Origin of the sequence: Nonomuraea bangladeshensis (assembly GCF_039529455.1) — a bacterium.
Taxonomy (GTDB): domain Bacteria; phylum Actinomycetota; class Actinomycetes; order Streptosporangiales; family Streptosporangiaceae; genus Nonomuraea; species Nonomuraea bangladeshensis.
In genome coordinates, this window is sequence record NZ_BAAAMV010000005.1 from 160,374 (window position 1) to 183,292 (window position 22,919).

Consider the following 22,919-nt stretch of genomic DNA (forward strand, 5'->3'; position numbering starts at 1 on the left):
CGGCGGCCCCTCAGTTCTCCCACGACTTGCTCAATCACGAGAGGTAACCAAGCTTATGTTAAAGCGGCTGCCTGGCGACGAGGCGCGCAACCTCGTCTCCACCACGCCCGACACGGCCGTCGTCTTCCGCCCGGCCGTGCTCAAGACACCCGCCATCATCACCTTCATCGTCTACGGCTGGCGCTTCCTGGCCGCCCTCGTCCGCATCACCTGGCGTCATCCCGTCGCGGTCGCCGTCCCGATCGCCCTCGGCGTCGTCTGGAACGGCTACGGCTGGCCCGCTGCGGCATCCATGCTCGGCTTCGCCGTGCTGTCCCTGCTCGCCTGGGCCTGCGCCGCGCCCGGCTCCTTCGCCCGGCTCGTCGGCTGGCGACTGCTGGCCTGGTGGCGGCTCATGTCCGTTTACCGCCGACACTGGCAGTCCGTCATGGACGTCTCCGGCTTGGCCAAGCGCGTCAACGGACACGTCTACATGCCGCGCCTGCTCCGCGTCACCTGTGACGGCTGGGCCGACCGGGTCACCGTCCGGATGCTCGGCGGCCAGGCGGTCAAGGACTGGACCGACCGCATCGACAACCTCGCCCAAGGCTTCGGTGCGGCCTCCTGCCGCATCGCGCTTCTCAAGGGCGGCAGGCTCCTGGTCACCTTCCCACGCACCGACCCACTCGCCGCACCCCTGCCGGCACTGCCCATCCCCGACGAACCAACCGTGGGGCCGGTCGAGATCGGCAGGCAGGAGGACGGCAAGCCACTCCGGCTCAAGGTGCACGGCACGCACGTCCTGATCGCGGGCGCGACCGGGGCAGGCAAGGGCTCCTTCCTCTGGGACACGATCCGCGGACTGCTCCCCGCCATGCGCGCGGGCCTGTGCGAGGTCTGGGCGCTCGATCCCAAGCTGATGGAGCTGTCCTTCGGGCGGGAGCTGTTCCAAGGCCGCTACGCCGCCGACCCGGCCGAGTGCGCCGACCTGCTGGACGAGGCGGTCAGCGTCATGCAGAAGCGCGCCACCCGCTTCGCCGGCCTCCAGCGCTCCCACACCCCGACCGTGGAGGACCCGTTCGTCCTGGTGATCGTCGACGAGGTGGCGTTCCTGACCGCCTATCAGCCTGACCGTCAGCTCCGCCAGCGGACCTCCGCCGCCTTGGCCACGCTCGCCACGCAAGGCCGCTCGGTCGGCGTCGGCGTCATGGCCGCACTTCAGGACCCGCGCAAGGAGGTCATGAACATCCGCAACCTGTTCCCCGACAAGATCGCCTTGCGGCTGGACGAGTCCGAGCAGGTGGACATGGTCCTCGGCGACGGCGCACGCGACCGAGGCGCCCTGGCCGATCACATCTCACCAGTGCCCGAGTTGGGCGCGGGCGTCGCCTACATGCGTCTGGAGACCTCGCCCGAACCCATCCGCGTCCGCGCCGCCTACGTCTCCGACACCGACATCCACGCCATGGTCGCCTACCACGGGCAGGCCGCATGACTCATGCCCACGACCGCGCCCTTCCCCGCGCCGTCCGTCAGGCCATGCCGATGGCCCGGGATGTGCTCGTGGAGGTCGCCAAGCAGCACGGCGTCTGCATCCGGCCCATCCCGCTCAAGCGCCTCGACACCCACACCGGCACGTGGGAGATCATCGACGTGCCGTGCGGGGCCACCCTCGACAGCAAGTGCCCGCCGTGTGCCAAGCGCAACAAGCAGCTCCGTAAGGCTCAGTGCCGGGAGGGCTGGCACCTCGACACCGAACCCGTCATCACGCCGAACGAGCCGGACGAGGAACAGCGCTGGCTGGTGGAGTTCCGCGCCGACGTCCACGCCCAGCGTGAAGCCGCCGAGAAGGCCGGCGACGACACTTCCGAGTTGGACGAGCTGATCAGCGGTCTGGACGAGGAGATCAACGCCGCCGGGATGCGCGGCAACGTCCTCGGCCGTACCGCCGCCAAGCGCTCCCGCTCCACCCGGCGACGGCAGGATGCGCCGGACCTGCCCAAGCGCAAGATGGCTCACACCACCCTGGGACGCACCTTCCACGGCACGGACGGGAAGGTCTACCGGCCGTCGCTGTTCGTGACGCTCACCCTGCCCTCGTACGGCAAGGTTCGCGACGGCGTCCCGATCGACCCGGACGCCTACGACTACCGGCGTGCCGCTCGGGACGCGCTGCACTTCTCCAAGCTCGTGGACCGCTTCGTGCAGAACCTGCGCCGGGTCGCGGGCTATGACGTGCAGTACTTCGCCTCGGTGGAGCCTCAGAAGCGGCTCGCCCCGCACCTGCACATGGCCATCCGCGGAACGCTCCCGCGCGCGGAGATCAAGCAGATAGCCGCCGCCACCTACCACCAGGTCTGGTGGCCACAGGCTGACGAAGTGCGCTTCGACAGTGACCACCTGCCCGTCTGGGACGAGCAGGGCGGCTACCTCGACCCGGCCACCGGGGAAGTTCTGCCCACCTGGGACGAAGCCCTCGACGCGCTCGACGAGGACGCCGAACCGCTGCATGTGATCCGTTTCGGCGAGCAAGTCGATGTCCAAGGCGTCTTGGCCGGCACCCCGGACGCCGACCAGTGCATCCGGTATCTGTCCAAGTACCTGACCAAGTCCCTCGGCGACGCCCTCGACGGCGGCCAGGCCCAACGCGAGCACGCCGCCCGCATGCTCGACGCTCTCCGCTACGAACCCTGCTCACCCACCTGCCCGAACTGGCTCCGCTACGGCGTCCAGCCCAAGGGAGCCAAACCAGGCATGCAGCCCGGCCGGTGCCGTGGCAAGGCCCACAAGCCCGACCACCTCGGCTACGCCGGACGCCGCGTCCTGGTCTCCCGCAAGTGGTCCAACAAGACCCTCGCCGAACACAAGCAGGACCGCCGTACCTGGGTCCTGGAAGCCCTCGGCCAGACCGACGAACCCACCGACCCGCACCGCTACATCTGGCGCCCCGTCCCGGCCGGCGACGCCAACGTGCCACCCCTCGCCGCCAGGCTTCTCCGCTCCGTCCACGAACGCCAACGCTGGCGAGCCCACCTCAGAGAGCTGGAAGCCAGAGCAGCCGGACAAGATCTTTCGGCAACCGAGGACATGGGGAGGGCCGCATGACCAAGCACGACGAACTCCTGACCGTCCGCCAGGTACTCAACGAGCTCGGCGGAGTCTCCCGCCGCACCTTCTACCGCTGGCGCGAGATCGGCAAGGCGCCCAAGGGCATCCGCCTGCCCAACGGCGAACTCCGCATCTACCGCAGCGACCTCGAAGCCTGGCTCGAATCACTCCGGAGCGCCGCATGACGACCTCGTACGACGTGAAGTTCTGGGAGATCCGGCGGAACAAGTCCAGCAAGTCACCCTCCTATGAGGTGCGCTGGAAGGTCGGCGGCCGGCAGAAGTCCAAGATCTACAAGACCAAGGCCCTCGGCGAGAGCTTCCTGACCGACCTACGGCAGGCTGCGAGACGCGGTGAGGCGTTCGACCTGGAGACCGGCCTCCCCGAGTCGATGACCAAGGCCAAGGACGCACGGACGGTCCTCGACTTCGTGAAGGCGTACGTCGAGGCGCGCTGGCCGTATGCGGCTGCCAAGAGCCGAGACAGCATGTCCGACGCCCTGGCGACGGCTCTCCCGGCGTTGACGACGGAGAAGGCCGGACGCCCGGATGCCGCGCTCCTCCGCAAGGCCCTGCGCCACTACGTGCTGCTGCCCGAGGGGAAGCGGCCGGCCATGCCTGCCGACATCGCGCGGGTCGTCCGCTGGCTGGAGGCGGCATCGCTCAACATGGCAGACCTCAACGAGACCAAAGCCGTCCGCCCTGCCCTCGACGCCCTCGCGCTCCGCCTCGACGGCAAGCAGGCCGGCGCCAACACGATCAGGCGCAAGCGCGCTGTCCTGCACCACGTCTTCGAGTACGCGGTGGAACTGGAAGAGCTGCCGTCCAACCCGCTGCACAGGATCAAGTGGAAGGCCCCGAAGACGACCGAGACCGTGGATCCGCGGGTCGTGGTCAACCCTGGCCAGGCCAGGGAACTGCTCGTGGCGCTCACCTACGTGGGCAAGCGCCAGCGTGACGGGAAGGGGCGGGGCCGGCGGTTGATGGCCATGTTCGCCTGCATGTACTTCGCCGCCCTCCGCCCCGGCGAGGCGGTCAGTCTCCGTGAACAGGACTGCCACCTCCCGGCGAACGGCTGGGGACGGCTCACCCTCGACGGCTCACGACCCGAGGTGAACCGCCGATGGACCGACACCGGGGACGCTCACGAGCTGCGCGGTCTCAAGCATCGGGGTGAGGATGACGTCCGCCGGATCCCGATCCCTCCGGAACTGGTGAAGATCCTTCGGCAACACATCGAAGAGTTCGGCGTAGCTCCAGACGGGCGGCTGTTCCGCAGTGAGCGCGGCGGCGTGGTCGCCTCGACGGCCTACACCGAGGTCTGGCAGGAAGCCCGCACCCTCGCTCTAACGCCCGCCCAGGTCGCCTCACCGCTCGCCCGGCGGCCGTATGACCTCCGGCACGCGGCCGTCTCGCTGTGGCTCAACGGTGGCGTCCCGGCTCCGGACGTGGCTGCCCGTGCCGGCCACGGGGTGGACGTCCTGCTCAGGGTCTATGCCAAGTGCATCGACGGCCAGGAGGAGATCGTCAACCAGCGGATAGCGGACGTACTCACTGCATGAGATCACGAACGGCACCACTCGAAGGGCTCCGGTTTCCCCGGGGCCTTTCGGCGTTGCGGGGGTCACGTCATCCCGCGCACACTCCGGATCATGGGTCTCGACCTGGGGAAACGCTCCCAGATCCATCCCGCGTATATCCCGTGACCAGCGACAAACGGCCGCTGAGGGCTGCATCTGGCTGCATACCCCTGAAACGCAGAAGAGGCCCCGTAGGGCCTCTGACCTGCTGTTACTGCTGGTGGCAGGTGCAAGGTTCGAACTTGCGTAGGCTGAGCCGACGGTTTTACAGCGCGTGACCGTTCCCGTCCGTGCAGTGCCTCTGACCTGTGGCGCTATGGTGTTCGGCCACCACAGCCAGCAAGATCATTGCACGCATATTGCACGAGCCCTTGGCCCCTCCGCGTCACCATCGTGCGGCTTTAGCTGAGCTTTCATTCACAATGGACCAGTGCAAGGACCGTGGGTGCATACTGGCCGACTCTGGACGAACGGCGATCCGTTTCTCGCTGTCGACGCTTCACTACGCGGTGCGTGGCATGGGTTTAGCGACAACCAATACGACGACATTGTGGATCTTGGCCCAGAAGACACCAGCATCCCAGTCGGAGCCGGCCGGGCAGCCCTCGTCGGCGCGGACGGAGTCGTCCGCGATGACAGCTGGATGGAGGTCTTCCAAGCAGAAGACGGCGGCATCGCCGTCGTGCAGGCATCCGGTCCCGACTACCCGCGTGTGCTGGCCGGAGCCCTCCGCTACCCGGACACCGACGATGAAGATGGTGACCCGCTCATCGTGCACAGCGGCGAGATCGCCTTGTTCAGCGCCGCGTGCGACGGGACAGGACCACACTCGCAACCCCTGGTGCCCGCCCGGCCAGGACCGGTACCGCCGGTGCACGGACGACCATCGCACGAGGACGATCCAGGCCTTCTGATATCGACGACGTACACAGCGTTCACGTTCAAGGTGCGCTGGTACACCCAGCTAGACGAAGAGGGCTGTTTCGCCCGGTGGCTGCTGACCCCTGCATGAACGCCGTGATCATTGACCTCTTTTCGCGGAGCCAGCCAATCGGCCTTCGTTCGTGGCCGTTGCTGTCACAGCTCCAGCGGCGGCAGTCCCCGCATTTCTCGGTAGCGCCGCCGCTCTTCGGTCAAGCTGACCGACCCGTTGGGGCCACCCATGACGACATCAGCGTTGTGATCATCCTGTCCGTCGTCCTCCCACCAGCATTCTTCGCAGAACCCGAACCCTCCGCGATACTGAAGGGTCGGACGGAAGCAGCATGGGCACGTGTACAGCTGATCGCGAGGCGGTAGCCGGAGGAAGTCTCCGCCCTGTTCCGCCATCACAGACAAGACCCATCGCTTGCGCTCCCGAATCTCCTCGATGCTGAGATGGGTCATATCCGTCATGATGCCGTACGGCTCCGAACATCTGCATCTCAATCGGCAACGCTGTATCTACTCCCGCCCCAGGCTCGGAAAGCTGCCAGAGATCCGCGACTCGCGCCTGCGGTACTGCCCAGCTTGCCTCCTACCGTCTGATGACCACTACCCGCGCGCAGGAAATACGGTGGGCCAGGGTTGAGGAACGAAGCCCTGGACCTTCGATCGCCCCCAGCACATACGTTGGCCAGCCATGCAGTGGCGATCGTAGGGCTGCATCTGTGCGGCGGCGCGGCAACCCCGGTCGGTGCGTTCGGTCCCTACGGCGGGGGCGGCATGCTGTGGCCGGCCCGGTGTCCCGCCGCCGTCCGGGACCGGCCCCCAGGCCGCACGCCCGGACGGCGGGCGGGCGGAGGGCCGGGGTACGGCGGCGCGCCGCGCCGCCGCTTGATACCTACAAGGGCAACTCGGCAACATCCTCCGATTCGAGACCTGCACATACGAAACGTGCGGCGATACGAGTCCTTGCCATGAGCATGAACTGGAGAGCTTCCACGAACTCGTCTGGGGCATTACCTTCGACTATTCAACCAGGGCGGCAGCCGTGCTCTAGAACATGTGAGGCAGGCGGCACTAATCGGGACGGCGCCGTCGGACTCCATTACTCACCGCACGCTGGCCGGCCTGGACGAGCAGATATTCGCCCGCATCGCCGAAACCGGATGGGAATATGCCGCCACGTCTGGCACCTGCTGCACCTGCGCACGCGGCTTACCCCACCCTGAGCGACGTCTGGCAGCGCTGGTCTGACGGCTGATCGCGTGCCCCGCCCGACTGAGCGGCTCCATTCACAGCGTCACCACCACCGACACCGCGCACCAACTACAATCTTGTCATGAGTAGGTGCACAGCCCCGGTCCAAGGCCATCGAACCGCTAGCGGAGCTGCGGCCTGCCCTGCATGTGGCGGCCGAAACTACCGGTACTACTCGCCGTCTCCCACCTACTCGTCGTCGAGCTACGCGCCGCGCGGCAACGGGGGAGGCGGCACGATCGGTGGGAGTGGGTCCACCGGCGGCAGGACTCGGCCGAGGTGGTCGCCGAGCAGCTCGGCCGTGACCTACACGCCTGAACAAGTCCGTGCGCTGACTCCTTACCGCCGCACGGTCGAGTTGCGGGGTCAGCGGCCTGAACTTCGCGACCTCTTCCTCTGCCATGCGTGGGACGACCGGCGCGGTGTTGCTACGGAACTTCACGACCTGCTCGAAGCCAAAGGCGTGTCGGTCTGGTTCAGCGAGAAGGATATTCTGCTTGGCCAACCGTTCATGCGAGAGATCGACCGGGGCCTGGCGAAGTCGCGGGTTGGTCTCGTCCTCATTACCCCTGCGCTACTAAAACGCGTCGACAATCGAGGGGTTTCCGACAAGGAGCTCTCGGAGCTCCTGGCACGCGACCTGCTAATTCCTGTCGTACATGGGGCGACCTACGAAGACGTCCGGAAAGTCAGTCCATTGCTTGGCTCCCGCAACGGGTTGCACACGGCGGAAGATTCGATGGAAGACATTGCCACCAAGATCGCTGAGCTGGTCGCACTCAATGACGAGCTGCTATCCGTTGGGAGCGACTGAGGACAACCGAATCGCCCCGGTTGCGCTGGAGACTTGATCTCTTTGAGAGGATCGAGCCCATGCCATGTAAGTCTCCCTACCCAGCCGAGCTACGCCGACGAGCGGTGCGGATAGTCGCCGGGGTGCGGCCGAATTACCCGACCGACTGGGCCACGATCAACCCGGTGACGCCCAAGCTCAACATCGGCACCTGGGCCTGGCGGATGAGTCCGCCAGGCCCAGATCGACGGGGCAGCCTGCCTGGCCGCACCACGGATGAGGCGGCTGCGCCGGGAGAGCACGTAACTGCGGCGCGCGAACGAGATCTTGAAGGCCGCGTCCTTGGCCCCGGGTATTCAGCCGAGGGTGCAGAATCGAGTCTACGCAGCCCTGAAGGGTTCAAGGTTTCAACGTCCAGCGTCGGTCACCTATGGCGTAGCGGAACGGACAGTGTGCACTTCATGGTTCGCTTTGTAACATAAACGACACTGCTGGAAGTACGCCGAGCGTAGTCGTATACTCGCGCAACGCACCAAGCGTCTACGGGCAGAGCGCCAACCAGAGGCGGGCACGAAACAAGCAGCGTCAGGCCACGGCATGTCTCCAAGGAGAACACAATGGAACGCCTGTTCTTCGGCTACAGCGCACAACCAGAAATTTTGCGCGAGACCCTTCTGAACACGGCTGCACAGCTCTCTCTACATCAAGATGTCACCGAGTCTCTTACTTGGGAAGACCTCCAAGTAGACGGACGCCTGATAATCAATGAAGTCGAGAAAGCAATCGACCACTGCACTATAGCTGTATTCGATTTGACAACCATGAACCACAATGTTCTCTTCGAGCTCGGCCTGGCCATCGGGAAAGGAAAACGAATACTACTGGCAAGAGACTCGCAGGATAAGGAGGCCGAGAAAAAGTGGCGCGACTTCGCGCTACTTACAACCACAGGATATATTGGCTACACCAACTCGGCAGACCTGGCAGGAAAAATAGCCGCCGCCATCACATCATCTCCTTCAACATTGATAGACGATCTGCTTGGCGAATCTCCTGGTTCATACGACGAGTCGCGCCTGCTGTATGTGCCCAGCTGGAAACGGGATGAATCCTCTCACATGCTGGATAAGACCCTTAAGTCGTATAAGAAATACAAAACCGAACAACTCGATCTGTCAGAGTACGGCAGCGCGCCCCTAGCCTGGTTTGCCGAGCAAGTACATAAATCGCATGCCTCCATTTTTCATTTCACCCCCTCACGCGCTTATCTTGCCGATCTATGGAATCCTCGGCTTTCTCTTCTGGCGGGCCTGGCAAGAGGGCTTGGCAGATCAGTAGTGCTAGTTACAGAGCGTCAAGAGGAGGTCGCAATTGACTATCGAGACTTGGCAATCCGCTACTCCACAGCACGTGAAGTCCGCAAGGGCGTGCAAACATGGATAGAAAATATTCGTCCTCCTGACACCCGACCTGCATCCAGAGTTCGCAAACACCTTTCCGTGGAACTCGAAGCCCTACGTTTCGGTAACCACGTAGCAGAATCTGATCAAACAGGACTAGATCGCTATTTTGTGGAAACAAGGGATTACAAGGACGTCCTTGAAGCGCGCGCGGTGATCTTTAGTGGACGTAAGGGCACGGGGAAAACAGCAAACATGCTGCAGGCAGCACAAACACTGCGGCAAGACACCAGGAACCTTGTTTGTGTCATCAAGCCTGCGAGCTATGAACTAGATGGCTTGATCGACATCTTGCAACAGCTAAATCCAAAGCACCTTGAAGACTACCTCATAGAAGGCTTCTGGAAATATCTCATCTACACCGAGATTGCTATACGAGCCATTGACGAAGCAGAACGTCTTCCCGCCGGCATCGCTATCGGCTCGCCAATGGATGAGCTACGCACGTGCATAGAAGATAAACATGGCGGCATAGAGGCAACTTTTGCCGTTCGCCTGGAGATACTAACTGAATCTCTCAAGCATTGGCTGGAAGACGACCCAAATAGCGGCAGCGTCCAAGAAGCAAGAAAGCAAATCAACGCTGCACTCTACGGAGGTGCCCTAAAAGAGCTTCGTAGGCTTATCGGCAGCGCACTCGGCGCTCGCGAGCGTGTAGCTCTTCTGATCGACAATCTCGATAAAGCATGGGAAAAAGGAGCTGACCTTAAGCTCCTTTCGCGTCTTCTCCTTGGGCTATTGAGCACAATCGGCCGCATCGCGGACGAATTCCATCGAGAGAAAGGAGGAAAGAACCGAGTGCAACTGTCGCTCACGGTTTTCATTCGCAGCGACATCTTTGCGTATGTGCGTGAGCATGCGCGTGAGCCCGACAAGATAGCGTTTTCGGAGATTGAATGGCGCGATAGGGACCTTCTGGCACGAGTTCTTGAGGATCGCTTTTTTGATGTGCGTCAAAAGGGTAGGCCGGAGGATCTATGGACGACCCTCTTCCGAGGCGAAATCCAAGGTATCGACGCGAAGGACTATATACTCTCTCGGGTGCAGCCACGGCCGAGAGACCTCGTTTTCTTCGCTAATGCTGCCGTAATGCGCGCCACCAATGCGCGTCATCCGTTCGTGACCGAGGAAGACATTCTGGAAGCGGAGCGATCGTATAGCCTTTTTGCATATGAAGCCCTCCTTGTCGAAGGCGTCGCCGCATCACTTGATCTGGAACCCATTTTGTTCGAATTCGCAGGAGAAAGTTCCCGCCTCGATCGTCATGAGGTACGCGAACTTCTATCCACTAATGCAGCGGGAGACAGCGAGATCGACCATTTGTTGAATGTGCTTCGGAGGCATGGGTTCATTGGTATAGAAACCAGCGAGGACGTGTTCGACTACTACGGCACGCCAGGTGAGATGCGAAGGGCTAGCGTCCTGGCGAGGAAACTAGAGAAGTCCCTCGGCAGGCCAGCTAGGTTTGAGATCCATCCGGCATATCGATCCTACCTGGAAATCCGTGGGTAGAGAATGGATTACGCCTCATGAAAATGGTCTTGAGGCGCGCCAAAGCGTATGCTCACGAGAGATTGCATCTTCAGCAGTTGCTACGTAGCGCTTCCATTCATCTTCCGTATCAGCATCGGCTGCAGCTGCTCTAATGATGGTTAGTTCGTAGTGAGTGACCGCATACGCAGCGGCTAGCGTCCTGAACTGTTTAGCCTGCCCCCAGGCGATGCAGCCAGCGGCCACTGCCGATGCGACACCCATTAGATCAATAGATAGAAGCCCGGATACTTTGAAAATGGCAGCTATTAGCCCAACAAGTTCAAGACTGAGAACTGCAGAAATCCATACTGTCGCACGCTTTTGGTTACTGCGAGACTTCTTCGCATACCAACTTATCTGATCATCAAGTCGGCCAGCTACATAGAAACGGCGACGCTCATTCAACGTGAGCGCTCTGATCTGCCTCATATAATCCGTTACCTGTTCAATCGATCCTATCTGCGGAGTTAGTTGTAGTTGCGGCAGATCTTGAGAGATCTCTTGAAACCTTTGAAGGAGCCGTCTCTCAGCCCAGGTGTTGTCGGCTTTCATTTTGATCTCAAAACCAGCCCCACCCACCATATACCGCCACATGAGGGTTTTCGCGGACTCAGCTGCCGCCCGTCCTTCATACCATGATTGCTCTGGCCTAGCGGTTGCTGTGTAAAGTTCTAGAACTAGAGCTGCCCCAAACGCTACCGCCGAGAGAATCGCAAGGACATCGATGCTACCGATTCTCCAGGCTCCCACAGCTGCAGAAGCGGCTAGCACTAATAATGCCAGGCGGACTCCAGTGGCACGCAGAAATAGCCGTTGACCGCGCAGTGATGCAGCATCAGAGGCACGATAAATAGCTGGCGTCCCATCCACAGGTATCTTCCTCTTCTCTTGCTCCACAGCTATCCCTTCTTTGGCGATTTTTTGGCAGCACGGGAATGCTGTCTTTTATTAGCCCGCTCCTATACGCGAATAGCGTTGCGGTTTCATTACACCTAGCTCCGATCGCGGCAAGGTTTCGTTGATCCTTCACTGTCCATTCACTGTATGTAGGAAGCTTCGGCGAAGTGGGTGGAGTCGAGCTACTGCTTACCGGCTGGGGTAACCGTCATGCATATGATCATGTCGTAGTGCCAGCTGTTGCGGAACCCATGTATCGCAGAGGAGCGAGAAGGTACCTTCATAGCGTGACTGATGACGCTGAGCTGACGCGCTGGGTTGTGCATGGGGAACGGCTGATTTACGACAATCGGTGGATCCGATTGGGGCTAGCCGATGTGGAGATCCCTGGCGGGGAACGGTTCGAGCATCACGTGGTGCACCTGGATCGGGCCGCCATCGCCGTCGTTCTCGATGAGCATGATCGGGTGTTGCTGATGTGGCGGCACCGGTTCGTGTTCGACCGGTGGGGGTGGGAGCTTCCCGGTGGGCTTATCGAGGCCGGTGAAGATCCGGTGATCACGGCTCTGCGAGAGGTAGAGGAGGAGACCGGCTATCGGCCGGCGGGCCTTGAGCATCTGGTCTCGTACCAGCCGATGGCCGGGATGGTCGACTCCGAGCATGTCGTGTTTGTGGGGCGCGGGGCCGAGCTGGTGGGCAAGCCTGAGGGTGAGGTAGAGGCCGACCGGCTTGAATGGATTGCTATGAGCGAGATCCCGGGCATGATTGCCCGCGGTGACATCTGGACGTCGGGGACCTTGATCGGGTTACTTCAGGCTCAGGTGTGGCTCAACGGCCGAGGGCGCGGTTGACGGCTCTCGCCAGTTCGTCGATACGGCGGCGTTGGCGGCGGCTGCCGGTCATGGTGGCCAGTTGTTGGGCACGCTGGATGTGGGGTTGGGCGGCTTCGGGGTCGCCGGCGGCAAGGAGGGTGTGGCCGAGGTCGCAGCGGACGCCGGATTCGGCTCTGTTGTAGGTGCCGTCCATGCCGGCGAGGGCTGAGCGGAGGTCTTCCGCGGTGCCGGGGTCGCCGAAGCGTACTAGGCAGTTGCCGCGCCAGCGGGCTACGTGGTGGGCGTTGATGGATAGGTAGGGCATGTCCGGGTCCCTGTCGCCTTCGGGCAGAAGGGCGGTGGCCTGGTGGAGAGCGGCGCGGCAGGTGGTTTCGTCGCCGAGGATGGCGGCGGCTTCTGCTTCGGCTGCTGAGAGCCAGGTGCGGAGTCGTGCCGGTACGTGGTGGCGGTGCTGCTGGTGGACGTGTTGGAGGAGTTCGGTGGCTTCGGCGGGGCGGCCGAGTTCCATGAGGACGTATGCCTGTTCGCCGGAGACGTAGGCCAGTAGGGCTGCGTCGTCTGCCTCGTAGGCGGCGGCTTTGGCGCGTTCGTAGTGGGTCCAGGCGTCGTTGAGTGCCAGGGTGTTGATGGCCTGCCAGCCTGCGAGTGAGGCGGTTTCGGCGAGGAGGTGGGCCAGTTGGGCGCGGATGGTGGGTCGGATGGCGTGGCGGTGGGCGCGCTGGATCTGGGCCATCTGGGCGTGCATCTTGTCGGCGATGGCGGGTCCTCCGAGGCGGCGGTCCAGCAGGCGGAGGTTGTTGGTGTCGGTGCGCAGGATCATGACCGTGGTGCCGTCTACTGCTGAGGCGGCGTCCAGGCGGCCGAGGAGTTCGGTGGTTTGCTCTTCGTGTTCGTCGTCGTGGTCGCCGGTGGGTGAGGCGATGTCGAGCGGGGCCAGGCCGAGGAGCATGCGGGCGTGATCGGGCAGGCGTAGGCCGGCGGCGATGCGTTCGATGACGGCGAGTTCTTTGATCGTTCCGTTGCCGCGCAGGATGGCGTTGACGCGGGGCTGGCCGAGGCCGGTGGCGGTGCCGATGCGGACCTGGCTGGCACCGTATTTGGCTGCAATCCCGAAAAGTCCGGCGATGTCGCGCTTTCTGAGAATGTCCCGGGCCTGTTCCTGTTCCCAGACGGTGGCGGGTAGTTCGATGGGGTCGAACGCGCCATTTTGCATTGCTTACCTCCGGCTTTTCGCGCCCGGATGATGCTTTCCCTCGCGCGGCGGAGCCTATATCCCGTGGTCGTATATCAGCGTGGGATAGGTCTGAAAAGTATCGGCAATCATGCTGTCCGGCATGACAACGCCAGTCAGATGTACAGAGTGCGACGGGCGGGGCTGGAAGATCGTCACTCGGCGCGGCCATGTCGCGGCCACCGGGTTGGGTCTGGCTGCGTCCGCGCAAGAGGATTGCCTGCACTGCCCGGGGGCGGCCGAGACGCCGCAGGAGCGGTTCGAGTGGGAGGTCCGCATCCCCTCGGGGCAGGGTGACGCCCTGGGGGCGTGCGGGTCCTCGGCGTTTCAGGCTACGGCGATGGACGAGCTGCGTAAGGCGATGCGGAGCGTGCCGGGTGAGGTCTTTGTCCGGGGCAGCATCGTGCATAGGGTCTTTGATTTCGGCGCGGGTTCTGACGCTTTGTCAAGCCGTCAGATCTTCCGCGCATATCTCGATCCGGCGGGGTCCGTGCTGTTTGAGCGGATCGCCAAGTGACCGCCCCCATGCTGATCGGCGGCGGTCCCTGTCGATCGGCCGCGTTCCTGCAGCAGGAATTGCGCCATCAAGGAATCAATGCCGAGGTCCATGATGGTTATGGGTTGGCGCTGGTTTCGGTTTGGGTGAATCTGGTCGTCTGGTGCGACGGTAGACGGTTCTGGTGGCGTACCGGATGGAATCCCGATCGCCATCGGGTTATCTATGCGTGGCATCCGGCGAGTGATCCTCTCGGGGCGGCTCGCCGGGTTGCGATGCGTTACGCCGAACTCCGGTCTCGGCAGACTTCGGAGCCGTCGTGAGCGACCCCGGTTCGCGCATCGGCTGGAGGGCGACGATCGTGGACACCTTCCACAGCCATGTGCGTACGCGTGCTCTTCACTCGGCGCTGGTCGGGCGTCGGGGCGTGGTGGTGGCGGCCCTGAGCAACGGTACGACGGCGTTGGTTCGGCTCGACGGCTACGCCTGTGAACTGCCCTATGGCATACGGCGCTGGCCGCTGCAGTGGGATGACCTCGATCTGAAGGAGCCGATCGTGGTAGCTGCTCCCCCGGCGTTCGTGACCGGGCTGATGAGGACGGGGCAGTCGACCGAGCTGCACGCCGTGAAGCCGGGCGCCGAGGTGGCGTTGTGCTCATCGCCGGTTTGGCCGCTGCCGATGTGTGGTTGGTCGGTGCCCTTCTCTGTGACTGCGCCCAGAGCGTGCCCTACGTGCGTTGCCATGGTGAAGGCTCTTGAGCCGGTTACATCCTGCTGCCCTTTGGACGAGGGCCACTGACAGACGGTTGCCTCAGCCGGTACTGTGCTTATGCGCACAAGTGGAAGAGTGAACGGGCGGTTGAGATGGGCATGGATTTCGCCCCACCCAAATACGCGCAGGTCATGCGGACGATTCAGGAGCGGATCGAATCGGGCGAGTACGCCCCGGGCGACATGCTGCCGTCTGAGACCCAGCTCGTGCGCGAACTCGGTGTCGGCCGGACCACTGTCGTGCGCGCTCTCCAAACCTTGGCCATGCAGGGGTGGATCGAGCGGGAGCATGGCCGCGGGTCGTTCGTCAAAGGTCGCCCGCAGAGCGCTGCCGAGGCCGTACGACCCAGCCTGAGCACGGCCGAGCAGGGCGAGAACGCTAATGCGGTCCTGGAGGCAGGGCGCGTAGCGGCTCCTCGTCATGTCGCGCGGCTGCTTGGTGTCGCCGAGGGAACGCCGCTGATCGCGCGGAAGAGGGTGGCGCGGCAGGCCGATGTGGTCTCGGCGGTAGAGACGATTTGGGTGCCGCTGGAGCACGCTATCGGCACTGACCTGGACAAACCCGAGCCTCTGCGGCGGGGGATCCGCCAGCATCTCCTGTCGGTCAAGCACCTGCGCTTCGACCACATCACCGAGCGGGTCAGCGCACGCAAGCCGACCAAGGAGGAAGCCGAACTCCTTGGGTCGCCCAACCCGGTTCTCGGGGTGCTGGCCACCGTGCACGATGCGGCCGGCGACGTGCTGATGGTGGTGAGCCTGGCGCTGCCGGGGAGCCTGCACGTGCTCGAAGATGTCTTCAAGGTGAGCTAACTCTTACCCGCCACTTACCGCTCAGCCACTTGTGCGAACGAGTTGCGGTCACCTACTCTCAACTCATGCGGACAAGTGGACGAGCGAACGTAGAGCTGTCCTCCGCTATCGAGAGGAACAACATGGCTATCCAGGGACCCATCCCCGTCACCTACCCCATGGTCTTCCCGCACGGCTGCTACATCGTCGGCGAAGTCGAGCCCGTCAAGGACTTCGACGCCTCGGCCAACGGCCGGTTCGTGCAGGCCCGCGACAAGCAGACCGGTGAGCTGGTCTGGCAGGTCGCGGTCATGGACGGTGACCCGACCCTCAAGCCCGCCCAGAAGACGGTGGCGGTCAAGATCCTCGCCCCGGTGCAGCCGGTGCCCCCTCAGCCGATGCCGGGGCTGCCGTTCACGCCGGTCGAGTTCGACGGCATGTCCGTCACGCCGTACGTCAACGCGGCCGGCCGTCTCGCGTACTCGATCAAGGTCCGTGAGATGCACGCACCTCGCCAGCTCAACCAGCCCGCTCAGAGCAAGGCTCCGGCTGGAAAGGATGCCGCCTAAATGACCCGACGCCGTACGCCGCGCAACAGCGTGATCCGGCTGACCACCGGGCACGCCGCCCGCACGCTCAACCACCCGTTCCCGCGTCGTGAGCCCGTTCTGGCGCTCGACTTCGGCGCCACCTCCGTCCTGGTCACCACCAGCGGGCCGGTCACGGTGGAGGACCTGGAGTTCGCGCGCCAGCTCGCCCGAGAGGCATCGCGCTTCGCCCGCTCGCTGGAGCGCAGCTTCTACGGGCTGCCCGACGGCAAGGGGGTCGCGGCGTGACGCTCGGCCCCTACACCTACCTGACCCTGTCCATGAGGCCGGAGTCCACGCCGCACGTCGGAGTTTCCTTCCACACGCCGCACCTGAAGGTCCGCGCCGGACTGCTGCTCAGCTACCCGCGCCCGTACCTGGAGTTCACCTCCGACGAGGCGAACGTGCACATCTCCACCACCGGGGCCGGTCCGGTCACCGACGCCGACCTGGCCATCGCCCGCGAGATCTTCACCGCTGCCGCTCGCTACCTGGCCGACTGCGAGCAGTTGCACGCCGAACAGACGGCCGACGACAAGGACGCCACCCCAGACATCACCGGCCCGGCGGCCTGACACATGAGGCGGGGCCGCTGGAAGCGGCAACTTCCGGCGGCCCCTCGGTTCTCCCACGACTCCACATCACGAGAGGTATCTAGCTTATGTTCAAGCGGCTGCCTGGCGACGAGGCGCGCAACCTCGTCTCCACCACGCCCGACACGGCCGTCGTCTTCCGCCCGGCCGTCGTCACCCCTCCCGCCATCCTCACCATGGTCATCCTCGCCTGGCGCATGCTCGCCAGCCTCGTCCGCATGATCTGGCGTCACCCCATCGCGGCCGTCGTCCCGGTGGCACTCGGCGCTCTCTGGTACGTCTATGACTGGCCGTTGGCGGCGTCTCTGTCCGGGACAGTCGTTCTGGCCCTGATCTCGTGGGCGTTCATCGACCGCCCGTCCTTCGCCCGCCTGGTCGGCTACCGGCTGCTGGCCTGGTGGCGACTCGTCTGGATCTACCGCCGTCACTGGCAACCCGTCATGATCGTCTCCGGTCTCGGCCGTCACCTCCGGGGCCGCGACTACCTGCCCCGGCTAGGCAAGGTCACCTGCACCTCGTGGGCCGACCTGGTCACCGTGCGCATGCTCAAGGGCCAGGCGGTCAAGGACTGGTCCGACCGAGCCGACCACCTGGCCCACGGCTTCGGCGCGAAGTCCTGCCGGGTGGCACTGTCCCGGGCCGGTCGGCTGACGCTGGCCTTTCCTCGCAGTGATCCACTCGCCTCGCCCCTTCCGGCGTTGCCCGTACCGGGGGAGCCGACCGTGGGGCCGGTCGAGATCGGCAGGCAAGAGGACGGGCGGCCTTGGCGGCTGAAGGTGCATGGCACCCATGTCCTCGTCGCGGGCGCGACCGGGGCCGGTAAGGGGTCGATCATCTGGTCCGTCATCCGCTCTCTGCTTCCCGCCGCGCGTGCGGGCCTGGTCGAGCTGTGGGCGCTGGATCCCAAGCTGATGGAACTGTCCTACGGGCGCGACCTGTTCGGCGATCGGTACGCGGCCACTCCGGAAGAGTGCGCCGACCTGCTGGACGAGGCCGTGAGCGTCATGCAGAAGCGGGCGGCTCGCTTCGCCGGTCTCCAGCGCTCCCACTCCCCCACCGTCGATGACCCGTTCGTCCTGGTCGTGGTCGACGAGGTGGCGTTCCTGACCGCCTACCAGTCCGACCGGCAGCTTCGGCAGCGCATCTCCGCCGCGCTGGCGACGCTCACCACCCAGGGCCGCGCGGTCGGCGTGGGTGTCTTGGCCGCGTTGCAGGACCCGCGTAAAGAGGTCATAAACATCCGCAACCTGTTCCCCGACAAGATCGCCTTGCGGCTGGACGAGTCGGAACAGGTGGACATGGTCCTCGGCGACGGCGCACGTGATCGCGGCGCGCTCGCCGATCACATCTCGCCGGTGCCGGAGCTGGGCGCGGGTGTCGGCTACGTCCGGCTGGAATCCAGCCCCGAACCCGTCCGCGTCCGCGCCGCCTACGTCTCCGACACCGACATCCGCGCCATGGCCGACACCTACGCATCGCACGGCGGTGCGGCATGAAGATCTGCTTCCACGGCACCGCCGATGAAATCAGCCTCGTTGCGGGGCGTCCGTTGCTGGTCCTGCTGACCGCCCGTGACCTGCCCCGTATGCGGGTCTTCGAGCTGTGTCACTCCCGCATCCACGCTCACCCGCGCCTGGAGCACTACCGGCTGTGCGCCGCGATGACCGAGACCACCGACGAAGGGAGGACCGTATGACCCATCCGCACGACCGCGCTCTCCCCCGAGCCGTCCGCCAAGCCATGCCGATGGCCCGGGATGTGCTCGTGGAGGTCGCCAAGCAGCACGGCGTCTGCATCCGGCCCCTCGCGCTGCGACGGCTGGACGTCGTCACTGGCAAGGCCGAGATCATCGACGTGCCGTGTGGCTCCACCCTGGACAGCAAGTGCCCGCCGTGTGCCAAGCGCAACCGGCAGCTTCGCATGGCCCAGTGCCGTGAGGGCTGGCACCTCGACACCGAACCGGCCATCACCCCGGACGAACCGAACGAGGAACAGCGCTGGCTGGTGGAGTTCCGCGCCGACATGCAGGCCAAGCGCGACGCCGCCGCACAGGCCGGCGACGACACGACCGATCTGGACGACGTCCTCGCGGGCCTGGACGAGGAGATCAACGCCGCCGGAATGCGGGGCAGCGTCATCCGATCCGCGGTGCCCAAGCGTTCCCGATCGACCCGGAGGCGGCAGGACGCACCCGACCTGCCCAAGCGCAAGATGGCCAGGACCACCCTGGGACGCACCTTCTGCGCGTCCGATGGCAAGGTCTACCGGCCGTCGCTGTTCGTCACGCTCACCCTGCCCAGCTACGGCAGGGTTCGTGACGGCGTCCCGATCGACCCGGACGGCTACGACTACCGGCGGGCGGCTCGGGACGCGCTGCACTTCTCCAAGCTCGTGGACCGGTTCGTGCAGAACCTGCGCCGGGTCGCGGGCTATGACGTGCAGTACTTCGCCGCCGTCGAACCTCAGAAGCGGCTGGCCCCGCACCTGCACATGGCCATCCGGGGCACCCTCCCGCGTGCGGAGATCAAGCAGATAGCCGCCGCCACCTACCATCAGGTCTGGTGGCCGCAGGCTGACAAGGTGCGCTTCGACGGTGACCACCTGCCCGTCTGGGACGAGCAGGCCGGCTACCTCGACCCGGTCAGCGGGGAAGTTCTGCCCACCTGGGACGAAGCCCTCGATGCCCTGGACGAGGACGCCGAACCCCTTCACGTGCTGTGCTTCGGCGAACAGGTGGACGTGCAAGGCGTTCTCGCTGGTACGCCGGACGCCGACCAGTGCATCCGCTACCTGTCCAAGTACCTGACCAAGTCCCTCGGCGACGCCCTCGACGGCGGCCAGGCCCAGCGCGAGCACGCCGCCCGCATGGTCGACGCCCTGCGGTACGAACCCTGCTCGCCGACCTGCCCGAACTGGCTCCGCTACGGCGTCCAGCCCAAGAACGCCAAAGCGGGGATGGCTCCCGGCCGGTGCCGCTCCAAGGCGCACAAGCCCGAACACCTCGGCTACGCGGGCCGTCGTGTCCTGGTCTCCCGCAAGTGGTCCAACAAGACCCTGGCCGAGCATCGGCAGGATCGCCGTACCTGGGTCTTGGAAGCCCTCGGTCAGACCGACGAGCCAACCGACCCGCACCGCTACATCTGGCGGCCCGTCCCGGCCGGCGACGCCAACGTGCCACCTCTCGCCGTACGGCTCCTGCGCACCGTGGCCGAACGGCAGCGCTGGCGAGCCCACCTCAGAGAGCTGGAAGCCAGAGCAGCCGGTCAAGATCTTTCGGCAATTGAGCAGATAGGGAGGGCGGCATGAGCAGGCGCGACGAACTTCTCAGCGTCTCCCAGGTCCTCGACGAACTCGGCGGGGTCTCCCGCCGCACCTTCTACCGCTGGCGCGAGATCGGCAAAGCACCGCAAGGCATCCGCCTGCCCAACGGTGAACTGCGCATCTACCGCAGCGACCTCGAAGCCTGGCTCGAATCACTCCGGAGCGCCGCATGACGACTTCGTACGACGTGAAGTTCTTCGAGATCACCCGCAACAAGTCCAGCAAAACGCCCTCGTACGTCGTCCGCTGGTCCGTCGCCCGCAAGCGCTCCTCGAAGACCTACCGCACCAAAGCCCTCGCCGAAAGCTTCCTGTCCGACCTGCGGCAGGCCGCCAAGCGCGGTGAAGCCTTCGAGGTGGAATCCGGGCTACCGACGTCCATGATCAAGGCCAAGGACGCTCGGAGCGTTCTGGAGTTCGCTCAGGCGTTCATAGAGATGAAGTGGCCGCACGCAGCGGCCAAGAGCCGAGACAGCATGTCTGACGCCCTGGCGACGGTCCTGCCTGCCCTGACCAAGGACAGGGCGGGCCGCCCAGATGCCGATGAACTGCGTACGGTTCTCCGCAAGTGCCTTCTTCTGCCCGAGGACAAGCGACCGACCGTTCCTCAGCAGCACGCTGCCGCCGTGGCCTGGATGAAGGCGGCCTCGCTCGACCTGACCGACCTGGAGGAGGCCAAAACGGTGCGGCTCGCCCTGCACGCCCTGACACTGCGCCTCGACGGTAAGGCGGCAGCTTCCACGACGATCGCCCGCAAGCGTGCCGTCTTCCACGCCCTCCTGGAGTACGCGGTGGAGCTGGACGAACTTTCGGCAAATCCGCTGCACAAGATCAAGTGGAAGCCTCCCAAGACCACGGAGACGGTAGACCCTCGCGTCGTAATGAACCCCCGCCAGGCGCAAGAGTTGCTGACCGCGGTGACCTATGTCGGCCGTCGCGGCAGAGGCCGGCGACTCATGGCCCTCTTCGCCTGCATGTACTACGCCGCGCTCCGACCGGCCGAAGCGGTGGGCCTCCGCATCCAGGACTGCCACCTACCTCCTGAGGGTTGGGGACAACTGACGATCGACGTGTCTCGCCCCGAGGTCAACACGCAGTGGACCGACACCGGGGACGCTCACGAGGAACGCGGCCTCAAGCACCGGGGCAGGCAGGACGTTCGGCCGGTGCCCATCCCTCCCGAACTGGTCAAGATCCTGCGCGAGCACATCGCCGAGTACGGAACAGGCGACGACGGCCGGATCATCCGCAGCGAGCGGGGAGGCGTCGTCGCCTCGACGGCGTACACGGAGGTGTGGCAGGCCGCTCGGCTCCTGGCCTTCACGCCCGCTCAGGTGGCCTCTCCGCTCGCCAAGCGTCCCTATGATCTCCGGCACGCGGCAGTGTCCCTCTGGCTCAACGCGGGGGTGCCAGCTCCGGACGTGGCCGAACGAGCCGGCCACAGCGTCGATGTCCTCCTGAGGGTCTATGCCAAGTGCATTGACGGCCAACGGGAGATCGCGAACAAGCGGATCGGTGAAGCCCTCGCCGCATGACCCACAGCTCAACCTCGCCCAGAGCCCCGGCCACCACCGGGGCTCTTGTTCTTGGCCGCGTATTGGCCGCGAACCAAGGATTGACCAGCGGAAACGCCGCCAAGATCATTGCACGTATATTGGTGGACCAGCGACAACGGGCCACTCAGGGCTGCATCTGGCTGCGTACCCCTGAAACGCAGAAGAGGCCCCGAAGGGCCTCTGAGCTGCGCTTACTGCTGGTGGCAGGTGCAAGGTTCGAACTTGCGTAGGCTGAGCCGACGGTTTTACAGACCGCTCCCTTTGGCCACTCGGGCAACCTGCCTTGTCTTCCGCTCTCGCGGCGACACACAGAAGAATAGCGGACTTCGGAGGTGCACGTGACACCGGTTTGTCCTGGGGCGGGTTCTCGCGGCGGGATCCTCGGACGGGGCGCTGGGGCGGGGGCGGTGGACTGCATGGGGCGGCGATGCTGGCTAGGCTCGTTCGCTGGGTCCGTGTGTACGGGCGTGTCTGGGCTCGGGTGCATCATGCGCGTCGGTGTGCCGGGCACAGGGGTACGTCCGGGTGGTCGGATCCTTAGAGGACTTCGCAGCTGAGAGGGTGGGTGTTGTGGCTGATTCGTCGTTCGACATCGTCAGCAAGATCGACCGGCAGGAGGTCGACAACGCGCTGAACCAGACGGTCAAGGAGATCGGGCACCGGTTCGACTTCAAGGGCACCGGGGCGAGCATCAGTTGGTCCGGGCAGAACAACATCGAGATCAAGGCGAACAGCGAGGAGCGGGCCAACGCGGCGCTGGACGTCTTCAAGGAGAAGGTGGTCAAGCGGGGGCTCTCGCTGAAGATCATCGATGCTGGGGAGCCGAAGCTGTCCGGCAAGGAGTACCGGATGATGATCTCGCTCAAGGAGGGCATCGATCAGGAGAACGCTAAGAAGATCTCCAAGCTGATCCGGGACGAGGGGCCAAAGGGGATCAAGGCCCAGATTCAGGGTGAGGAGCTGCGGGTCAGTTCGAAGAAGAAGGATGATCTGCAGGATGTCATCTCTCTGCTCAAGGGCAAGGATCTGGACATCGCGTTGCAGTTCGTGAACTACCGGTAGTGCGGGGTGCGGCTGGCGCTGGTCGCGTGATGTCGCCGACGCTGAACGGCGCGGTGAGGGTGGCCGGTTGGGCGGGATGGCGTGCGGTCGTGGGGGTCGTGGGTCATGGAGTCCATCGGTCATGATCCTCCGGCAGTCGATCCTCCGGCAG

23 protein-coding genes and 1 tRNA gene are annotated in these 22,919 nt (G+C 64.5%); 20 read left to right on the forward strand and 4 right to left on the reverse strand.

Annotated elements, in window-relative coordinates; translation table 11 throughout:
* Positions 1 to 55: 55 nt before the first annotated feature.
* The 5 genes from ABD292_RS16570 to ABD292_RS16590 all read left to right on the forward strand — a co-directional run bounded on the left by ABD292_RS16570 (position 56) and on the right by ABD292_RS16590 (position 5,678).
* On the forward strand, positions 56 to 1,474 hold the full coding sequence (locus ABD292_RS16570) for an FtsK/SpoIIIE domain-containing protein (protein ID WP_344208141.1): 1,419 nt from the start codon (positions 56 to 58) through the stop codon (positions 1,472 to 1,474).
* Entirely contained in the window at positions 1,471 to 3,084 is a 1,614-nt protein-coding gene (locus ABD292_RS16575; RefSeq protein ID WP_344208142.1) for a replication initiator, read from the forward strand. The genes ABD292_RS16570 and ABD292_RS16575 overlap by 4 nt, the downstream gene beginning before the upstream one ends.
* Complete coding sequence (locus ABD292_RS16580; RefSeq protein WP_344208143.1) at positions 3,081 to 3,272, forward strand: helix-turn-helix transcriptional regulator; 192 nt, start codon at positions 3,081 to 3,083, stop codon at positions 3,270 to 3,272. The genes ABD292_RS16575 and ABD292_RS16580 overlap by 4 nt, the downstream gene beginning before the upstream one ends.
* Entirely contained in the window at positions 3,269 to 4,648 is a 1,380-nt protein-coding gene (locus tag ABD292_RS16585) for a tyrosine-type recombinase/integrase (RefSeq protein ID WP_344208144.1), read from the forward strand. The genes ABD292_RS16580 and ABD292_RS16585 overlap by 4 nt, the downstream gene beginning before the upstream one ends.
* Before the next feature lie 463 nt (positions 4,649 to 5,111).
* On the forward strand, positions 5,112 to 5,678 hold the full coding sequence (locus tag ABD292_RS16590; protein WP_344208145.1) for a hypothetical protein: 567 nt from the start codon (positions 5,112 to 5,114) through the stop codon (positions 5,676 to 5,678).
* Positions 5,679 to 5,743: 65 nt separating this feature from the next.
* Here the strand turns inward: ABD292_RS16590 and ABD292_RS16595 are convergent, their stop codons facing one another.
* A complete protein-coding gene (locus ABD292_RS16595; RefSeq protein WP_344208146.1) occupies positions 5,744 to 6,052 on the reverse strand; it encodes a CPCC family cysteine-rich protein in 309 nt (102 codons plus the stop codon).
* 1,096 nt (positions 6,053 to 7,148) lie between these two features.
* Between ABD292_RS16595 and ABD292_RS16600 the strand changes: the two genes are divergently transcribed.
* Complete coding sequence (locus ABD292_RS16600; RefSeq protein WP_344208147.1) at positions 7,149 to 7,661, forward strand: toll/interleukin-1 receptor domain-containing protein; 513 nt, start codon at positions 7,149 to 7,151, stop codon at positions 7,659 to 7,661.
* A gap of 596 nt (positions 7,662 to 8,257) precedes the next feature.
* Positions 8,258 to 10,612, forward strand: coding sequence for a P-loop ATPase, Sll1717 family (locus tag ABD292_RS16605; RefSeq protein ID WP_344208148.1), 2,355 nt, complete (start codon positions 8,258 to 8,260; stop codon positions 10,610 to 10,612).
* A gap of 15 nt (positions 10,613 to 10,627) precedes the next feature.
* Here ABD292_RS16605 and ABD292_RS16610 read toward each other — a convergent pair whose 3' ends face one another.
* A complete protein-coding gene (locus ABD292_RS16610; RefSeq protein WP_344208149.1) occupies positions 10,628 to 11,530 on the reverse strand; it encodes a DUF4231 domain-containing protein in 903 nt (300 codons plus the stop codon).
* Positions 11,531 to 11,817: 287 nt separating this feature from the next.
* Between ABD292_RS16610 and ABD292_RS16615 the strand changes: the two genes are divergently transcribed.
* The gene (locus ABD292_RS16615; protein WP_425565099.1) at positions 11,818 to 12,381 is read left to right on the forward strand and encodes an NUDIX hydrolase; all 564 of its coding nucleotides are present in this window, start codon (positions 11,818 to 11,820) and stop codon (positions 12,379 to 12,381) included.
* Here ABD292_RS16615 and ABD292_RS16620 read toward each other — a convergent pair.
* Positions 12,359 to 13,576, reverse strand: a complete 1,218-nt coding sequence (locus ABD292_RS16620; protein ID WP_344208150.1) for an NsdA family TPR-like regulatory protein — start codon at positions 13,574 to 13,576, stop codon at positions 12,359 to 12,361. The genes ABD292_RS16615 and ABD292_RS16620 overlap by 23 nt on opposite strands.
* A 109-nt stretch (positions 13,577 to 13,685) precedes the next feature.
* On the opposite strand from ABD292_RS16620, the gene ABD292_RS16625 reads away from it, so the two are divergent.
* The 11 genes from ABD292_RS16625 (at position 13,686) to ABD292_RS16675 (ending at position 21,685) form a co-directional block, all read left to right on the forward strand.
* Positions 13,686 to 14,111, forward strand: a complete 426-nt coding sequence (locus ABD292_RS16625) for a hypothetical protein (protein ID WP_344208151.1) — start codon at positions 13,686 to 13,688, stop codon at positions 14,109 to 14,111.
* A 298-nt stretch (positions 14,112 to 14,409) separates the two neighbouring features.
* A complete protein-coding gene (locus ABD292_RS16630) occupies positions 14,410 to 14,889 on the forward strand; it encodes a hypothetical protein (RefSeq protein WP_344208152.1) in 480 nt (159 codons plus the stop codon).
* Between the two features lie 65 nt (positions 14,890 to 14,954).
* Positions 14,955 to 15,671: a GntR family transcriptional regulator gene (locus ABD292_RS16635; RefSeq protein WP_344208153.1), complete on the forward strand. Its 717-nt coding sequence runs from the start codon at positions 14,955 to 14,957 to the stop codon at positions 15,669 to 15,671.
* Between the two features lie 122 nt (positions 15,672 to 15,793).
* Entirely contained in the window at positions 15,794 to 16,219 is a 426-nt protein-coding gene (locus ABD292_RS16640) for a plasmid replication, integration and excision activator (RefSeq protein ID WP_344208154.1), read from the forward strand.
* The gene (locus tag ABD292_RS16645) at positions 16,220 to 16,486 is read left to right on the forward strand and encodes a hypothetical protein (RefSeq protein ID WP_329591030.1); all 267 of its coding nucleotides are present in this window, start codon (positions 16,220 to 16,222) and stop codon (positions 16,484 to 16,486) included.
* On the forward strand, positions 16,483 to 16,812 hold the full coding sequence (locus ABD292_RS16650) for a hypothetical protein (RefSeq protein WP_344208155.1): 330 nt from the start codon (positions 16,483 to 16,485) through the stop codon (positions 16,810 to 16,812). Before ABD292_RS16645 ends, ABD292_RS16650 begins: the two co-directional genes overlap by 4 nt.
* Positions 16,813 to 16,898: 86 nt before the next feature.
* Entirely contained in the window at positions 16,899 to 18,326 is a 1,428-nt protein-coding gene (locus ABD292_RS16655; protein WP_344208157.1) for an FtsK/SpoIIIE domain-containing protein, read from the forward strand.
* Complete coding sequence (locus ABD292_RS16660; RefSeq protein WP_344208158.1) at positions 18,323 to 18,526, forward strand: hypothetical protein; 204 nt, start codon at positions 18,323 to 18,325, stop codon at positions 18,524 to 18,526. The genes ABD292_RS16655 and ABD292_RS16660 overlap by 4 nt, the downstream gene beginning before the upstream one ends.
* Positions 18,523 to 20,136: a replication initiator gene (locus tag ABD292_RS16665; protein WP_344208159.1), complete on the forward strand. Its 1,614-nt coding sequence runs from the start codon at positions 18,523 to 18,525 to the stop codon at positions 20,134 to 20,136. The genes ABD292_RS16660 and ABD292_RS16665 overlap by 4 nt, the downstream gene beginning before the upstream one ends.
* The gene (locus tag ABD292_RS16670; protein WP_344208160.1) at positions 20,133 to 20,324 is read left to right on the forward strand and encodes a helix-turn-helix transcriptional regulator; all 192 of its coding nucleotides are present in this window, start codon (positions 20,133 to 20,135) and stop codon (positions 20,322 to 20,324) included. The genes ABD292_RS16665 and ABD292_RS16670 overlap by 4 nt, the downstream gene beginning before the upstream one ends.
* Positions 20,321 to 21,685: a tyrosine-type recombinase/integrase gene (locus ABD292_RS16675; protein ID WP_344208161.1), complete on the forward strand. Its 1,365-nt coding sequence runs from the start codon at positions 20,321 to 20,323 to the stop codon at positions 21,683 to 21,685. Before ABD292_RS16670 ends, ABD292_RS16675 begins: the two co-directional genes overlap by 4 nt.
* A 219-nt stretch (positions 21,686 to 21,904) precedes the next feature.
* Here the strand turns inward: ABD292_RS16675 and ABD292_RS16680 are convergent.
* A tRNA-Tyr gene (locus tag ABD292_RS16680) sits at positions 21,905 to 21,989 on the reverse strand.
* Between the two features lie 278 nt (positions 21,990 to 22,267).
* On the opposite strand from ABD292_RS16680, the gene ABD292_RS16685 reads away from it, so the two are divergent.
* Positions 22,268 to 22,768 carry a YajQ family cyclic di-GMP-binding protein gene (locus ABD292_RS16685; protein ID WP_344209072.1) on the forward strand — a complete coding sequence of 167 codons (501 nt, stop codon included), beginning with the start codon at positions 22,268 to 22,270 and terminating at the stop codon, positions 22,766 to 22,768.
* Positions 22,769 to 22,919: the final 151 nt, after the last annotated feature.

Excerpts from the sequence above, each read along its gene's own strand:
- ABD292_RS16570 (WP_344208141.1), top strand. The coding sequence starts at position 56 with ATGTTAAAGCGGCTGCCTGGCGACGAGGCGCGCAACCTCGTCTCCACC.
- ABD292_RS16575 (WP_344208142.1), top strand. The coding sequence starts at position 1,471 with ATGACTCATGCCCACGACCGCGCCCTTCCCCGCGCCGTCCGTCAGGCC.
- ABD292_RS16580 (WP_344208143.1), top strand. The coding sequence starts at position 3,081 with ATGACCAAGCACGACGAACTCCTGACCGTCCGCCAGGTACTCAACGAG.
- ABD292_RS16585 (WP_344208144.1), top strand. The coding sequence starts at position 3,269 with ATGACGACCTCGTACGACGTGAAGTTCTGGGAGATCCGGCGGAACAAG.
- ABD292_RS16595 (WP_344208146.1), bottom strand. The coding sequence starts at position 6,052 with ATGACCCATCTCAGCATCGAGGAGATTCGGGAGCGCAAGCGATGGGTC.
- ABD292_RS16605 (WP_344208148.1), top strand. The coding sequence starts at position 8,258 with ATGGAACGCCTGTTCTTCGGCTACAGCGCACAACCAGAAATTTTGCGC.
- ABD292_RS16620 (WP_344208150.1), bottom strand. The coding sequence starts at position 13,576 with ATGCAAAATGGCGCGTTCGACCCCATCGAACTACCCGCCACCGTCTGG.
- ABD292_RS16625 (WP_344208151.1), top strand. The coding sequence starts at position 13,686 with ATGCTGTCCGGCATGACAACGCCAGTCAGATGTACAGAGTGCGACGGG.
- ABD292_RS16635 (WP_344208153.1), top strand. The coding sequence starts at position 14,955 with ATGGGCATGGATTTCGCCCCACCCAAATACGCGCAGGTCATGCGGACG.
- ABD292_RS16640 (WP_344208154.1), top strand. The coding sequence starts at position 15,794 with ATGGCTATCCAGGGACCCATCCCCGTCACCTACCCCATGGTCTTCCCG.
- ABD292_RS16645 (WP_329591030.1), top strand. The coding sequence starts at position 16,220 with ATGACCCGACGCCGTACGCCGCGCAACAGCGTGATCCGGCTGACCACC.
- ABD292_RS16655 (WP_344208157.1), top strand. The coding sequence starts at position 16,899 with ATGTTCAAGCGGCTGCCTGGCGACGAGGCGCGCAACCTCGTCTCCACC.
- ABD292_RS16660 (WP_344208158.1), top strand. The coding sequence starts at position 18,323 with ATGAAGATCTGCTTCCACGGCACCGCCGATGAAATCAGCCTCGTTGCG.
- ABD292_RS16665 (WP_344208159.1), top strand. The coding sequence starts at position 18,523 with ATGACCCATCCGCACGACCGCGCTCTCCCCCGAGCCGTCCGCCAAGCC.
- ABD292_RS16670 (WP_344208160.1), top strand. The coding sequence starts at position 20,133 with ATGAGCAGGCGCGACGAACTTCTCAGCGTCTCCCAGGTCCTCGACGAA.
- ABD292_RS16675 (WP_344208161.1), top strand. The coding sequence starts at position 20,321 with ATGACGACTTCGTACGACGTGAAGTTCTTCGAGATCACCCGCAACAAG.